Below are 4,487 nucleotides of genomic sequence, written 5' to 3' on the forward strand. Positions count from 1 at the left end.
TCCTCCACCACCACCGCCTCCCTCGCCGTCCTCCTCCGTCTCACGGTGGATGAACATCACCACGTCGGCGTCCTGCTCGATGGAGCCGGACTCACGCAGGTCGGACAGCATGGGCTTGCCGCCCTTGCGCTCTTCGACCTTACGGCTGAGCTGGCTGAGCGCGATGATGGGCACCTCCAGCTCCTTGGCCAGCTGCTTGAGCGCGCGGGAGATTTCCGCGACTTCCAGCTGGCGGCTCTCCACCTTGCCCTTCTGGTGCATCAGCTGGAGGTAGTCGATGACGATGAGCGACAGGCGCGGGTCCTTCTGCTTCACGCGCCGCGCCTTCGCGCGCAGGTCGAAGGGGGACAGGCCGCCGGAGTCGTCGATGTAGATGGGCGCGTTGTAGAGCGCGCCGGCCATCTCCTGGAACTTCTCCTCGTCATGGGGCGACAGGCGGCCGCCGCGCAGCTTCTTCATGTCCACGCGCGCGGTGGACGCGAGCAGACGCATGAGCAGCTGATCCGCGGGCATTTCCAGGCTGAAGATGCCGACCGCCTTGTTCTCCTTCAGCGCCGCGTGCACCGCGATGTTCATGGCGAAGGACGTCTTGCCCACGCCGGGACGCGCCGCGAGGATGATGAGCTCACCGGCGTGCAGGCCGGTCAGCTGATTGTCCAGGTCGATGTAGCCCGTGGACAGACCGGTCACGCCGGTGTTCGCGGTCTTCATCTTGTCCAGCAGGTCGAGCGTCTGCTCCATCAGCTCGCTGACCGGACGCAGGTCGCCTTCGCGCTTCTTCTCCGCGAGGAGGAAGACCTTGCGCTCGGCCTCGTCGAGCAGGACCTCCAGCTCGCCCGTCTCCTGGCTGGCGAGGTCCTGGATCTCCCGGCCCACGTTGGCCAAGCGCCGGCGCAGCGCCTGATCCTTGACGATGTGGGCGTACTGCACGGCGTTGGCCGCCAGCGGGACGACCTGGTCCAGGCCCATCAGGTACGCGGGACCGCCCACCGCGACGAGCTGGCCGAGGATCTTCAGCTCCTCCGCGAGCGTCAGGTGGTCCACCTGCTTGCTCTGCTGATCCAGCCGCATCATCGCGGCGAAGATCTGCGCGTGCGAAGGGCTGGCGAAGTCGTCCGCGTGGACGACCTCCGCCACGGGCGTGATGAGCCCGTTGTCCGCCAGCACGGCGCCCAGCACCGCTCGCTCCGCGGCAAGGTCCTCGTGGACCCGCCGTCCTTCCCTACCGTCCAGGACGTTCTGCATGGCTGCTTGGAACCTCTACAGGCAGCGTCTGACACGTTCCAGCGGACGTCCAGTTTCCAGGCAACAGACCTGTAGCACCCGGTGGGTCCGGGAAGGATGACACGACTCGCCGTGTCCCCCGGGCCCGGCCTCCCGGTGAACCGACCCGGCGCGTCGGGCTATCCGGCGGCGCCCCACTGCTGGAGGAAGGCCTCCCGGTGGGTGCGACTGAGGATCACCGTGGAGCCGTCCTTGAGCACGAGGATGCCGTCCCCATGGGTCCACGGCTCCAGGCGGGCCACGGCGTCCAGGTTCACCAGGTCGCTGCGGTGCACGCGCACGAAGCGGGTGGGGTCCAGGCGCTCCTCCAGGGCGCGCAGCGTCTGGCGGACCAGGTGTTCCCCCTGGGCGGTGAAGAGGCGCACGTACTTGTCCTCCGAGGACAGGCGCCACACGGTGTCCAGGCGAAGGGGCACCCAGCCCTCGCCGACCTTCACGACCAGCCGCTCCAGGGGGCGCTCCGGGCGGGCCTTCGCCACCGTGGTGAGCAGGGCCTCCAGGGCGGCGGTGCCGTGCGTCCCGGCGCCGAGCAGCGCATGGGCCTTGTCGAGCGCCCGGGAGAAGCGGCCGGCGTCGTAGGGCTTGAGGAGGTAGTCCGCCGCGTGGGCCTCGAAGGCCTGGAGCGCGAAGCGCTCGTAGGCGGTGGAGAAGATGACCGCGGGACATGCGTCCGGCCCCAGCGCCTCCAGGACCTCGAAGCCGGTGAGGCCGGGCATCTGCACGTCCAGCACCACCAGGTCCGGCCGCAGCGCCTCGATGCGCGCCAGTGCCTCCGTCCCGTCCTGGGCCTCGCCCACGCAGGTGAAGCGCGAGTCGTCTGCCAGCAGGCGCTTCACCTTGGCTCGCGCCGGGGCCTCATCGTCCACGACCAGCACACGGAAGACCGTCACGAGGCCTCCTTTGGGCGCGCCGGATGCGTCCGCGCCGCCGGCCGGAACGACCTCACGCGCGTTGCCCTCATGAAGTCTCCACCCGGGGCAGCCACACCGTCACGCGGGCGCCGCCTTCGGGCCCCGCGCCTTGCTCCAGCCGGGCCCGTTCGCCGTGCAGCAGCGTGAGCACGCGCGCAAGCTGCGTCAGCCCCACGCCGGGCCCGGAGGCAGGGGAGGGGGCTCCGAAGCCTCGCCCGGTGTCCTCCACCTCCAGCGCCCAGCGGTCCGCTTCGGCACGCGCGCGGATGCGCACCTCCAGCGCTCCGCGCAGGTCCTGGTTGTGCTTCACCGCGTTCTCCACCAGCGTCTGCAGCGCGAAGCAGGGCACGCGCTGCGTCTCCAGCCCCGGCGCCACGTCCCAGCGCACCTCCAGCCGGTCGCCGAAGCGCGCCGCCAGCAGCGCCACGAAGCGCTCGGTGTGGCCGCGCTCCTCGGCCAGCGTCCAGGTGGGCTCGGTGCGCTCCAGGCTCGCGCGCAGCAGCTGCCCCAGGTCGCTCAAGAGCCGGTCCGTGCGCGGCAGGTCCTCGTACATCACCGACCCGATGGTGTGCAGCGCGTTGAAGAGGAAGTGCGGGTGCAGCTGGCCCGTGAGCGACTGGAGCTGCGCGGCCCGCAGCTCCCCCTCCAGCTCCGCCGAGCGCAGCGCGCGGGCCTGCCGCTCCCGCCACTCATACAGGAGCGAGATGACCGCGCAGCCCAGGCCGTAGGAGATGAGGTCCTTCTGGGCCTCCATCGGGAGCGCGTAGACGGGAGGCCCCAGGTCGTAGTCCCCCAGCTCCAGCAGCGCGTAGACGGCGTGCCGCAGCCCCGCCATCCCCAGGATGTGCAGCGACGTGAAGAGGAGGAAGGCCGCGGCGTGGATGCCCAGGAAGCGCGCCCAGCCCACGCGGGGCGACGGCGCGTTGAGCACCGCCGTCATCAGGATGGGCAGGATGAGCGTCACGACCAGCGCGCTGGTCACCTCCCAGATGAAGGCCGGCGCCCAGTGGCCCGGATGCGGCTGCATGAGCTGCATCAGCCGCACCGCGCTGCCCTGCCACACGCCCAGGGCCAACCCGAACGCGAACACCTTCAGCGCCGGGCGCAGCCGCAGCCGGGGCCAGCGCCATCGCGTGGCTGGAACGTCCTCCCAGGCGCTCACCCCACGGCCTCCGGAGCCAGGACCGCCGGACGCGCCGCGCGCGGCTTCATGCCGAAGAGCGGCCGCAGCCAGGACACGCGGGACACGCCCTCGCACAGCGCCAGCGTGACGGCGAAGGACACGGTGAGCACCACCCCGAGCAGGGCCCACGGGCCCACCGGCAGGCGCAGGCACAGGTAGCCCACGCAGACGATGACCGTCTGGTGGAAGATGTAGAACGGATACGACAGCGCCTGCGCGTGCGGAAGCCACGCCGGGGACGTGCGCACGTGGTGCCGCGCCCAGGCCAGCGCCGTCAGCACCCCGCTCCAGATGAGCACCGTGCCCCCCACGATGGCGGGCACCACCGGCATCACCGGCCACGGCCACACCACCTCCACGACGAGCGCCGCCACCGTCAGGGCCAGGAGCCCGTGGCGCAGCGCCACCAGCCGGTCCCACACGCCCGGGCAGCGGGCCAACAGGTGCCCGTAGAGGAACAGCTGGCCGTAGTGGAGGAAGGTGCGCGGATCATCGAACAGCGCGTGCGTCTCCGGGAAGTCGCGCAAGAGCACCCGGTTGAGCGCCAGCGGCACCCCGAGCCACAGCACGTTCACCCCGCGCGACAGCCACGCGTCCGCCCCCGCGAGGAACCGCCCACCGGCCTGCGTGCGCAGCAGCGCGAAGAGGGGCAGGGCCAGCAGGCAGTAGTGGAACAGGTAGGCCACGAACCACAGATGGTGCCAGCTGAAGCTGCCCGCGGGATAGGACACGAACTCGAACACCGTCGGGTAGAACGCGGCGTAGCTGCCGTGGAACTGCCCCCGGAACAGCCGCTCCACGTAGATCTGCGGCGGCACCACCACGAACATGCCGAACACCAGCGGCAGCAAGAGCCGCTTCGTCCGGTCCTTCGTGAACGCCCTCAAGGAGCGCCGCCGCAGCGCGAACGCCGTGCCCGCGCCGGAGATGACCATCAAGAGCGGCATGCGCACCAGGTGCAGCACGCCCATGACGGGCTCCAGCACCGGCAGCGCCTGGGAGCTCTTGATGTGCCAGTCCCAGGTGTTGAACATCATCCCGGTGTGGAACAGGTGCAGCACCACGATGGCCAGCACCCGGAGCCAGTCCAGGTCGGGGTGGTGCACGGG

At 70.7% G+C, this 4,487-nt stretch carries 4 protein-coding genes; all 4 read right to left on the reverse strand.

Going from position 1 to position 4,487, the window contains the following annotated elements; translation table 11 throughout:
* The coding region (dnaB, locus tag D7X55_RS36425) for a replicative DNA helicase (RefSeq protein ID WP_121725438.1) at positions 1–1,245 on the reverse strand (1,245 nt) is incomplete at its 3' end.
* Between the two features lie 158 nt (positions 1,246–1,403).
* The gene (locus D7X55_RS36430) at positions 1,404–2,174 is read right to left on the reverse strand and encodes a LytTR family DNA-binding domain-containing protein (protein ID WP_120553049.1); all 771 of its coding nucleotides are present in this window, start codon (positions 2,172–2,174) and stop codon (positions 1,404–1,406) included.
* A 67-nt stretch (positions 2,175–2,241) separates the two neighbouring features.
* Positions 2,242–3,357, reverse strand: a complete 1,116-nt coding sequence (locus tag D7X55_RS36435; RefSeq protein WP_120553050.1) for a sensor histidine kinase — start codon at positions 3,355–3,357, stop codon at positions 2,242–2,244.
* Positions 3,354–4,484, reverse strand: a complete 1,131-nt coding sequence (locus D7X55_RS36440) for an acyltransferase (protein WP_121725439.1) — start codon at positions 4,482–4,484, stop codon at positions 3,354–3,356. The genes D7X55_RS36435 and D7X55_RS36440 overlap by 4 nt, the downstream gene beginning before the upstream one ends.
* Positions 4,485–4,487: the final 3 nt, after the last annotated feature.

This window comes from Corallococcus sp. AB049A (assembly GCF_003668885.1).
Lineage (GTDB): Bacteria > Myxococcota > Myxococcia > Myxococcales > Myxococcaceae > Corallococcus > Corallococcus interemptor.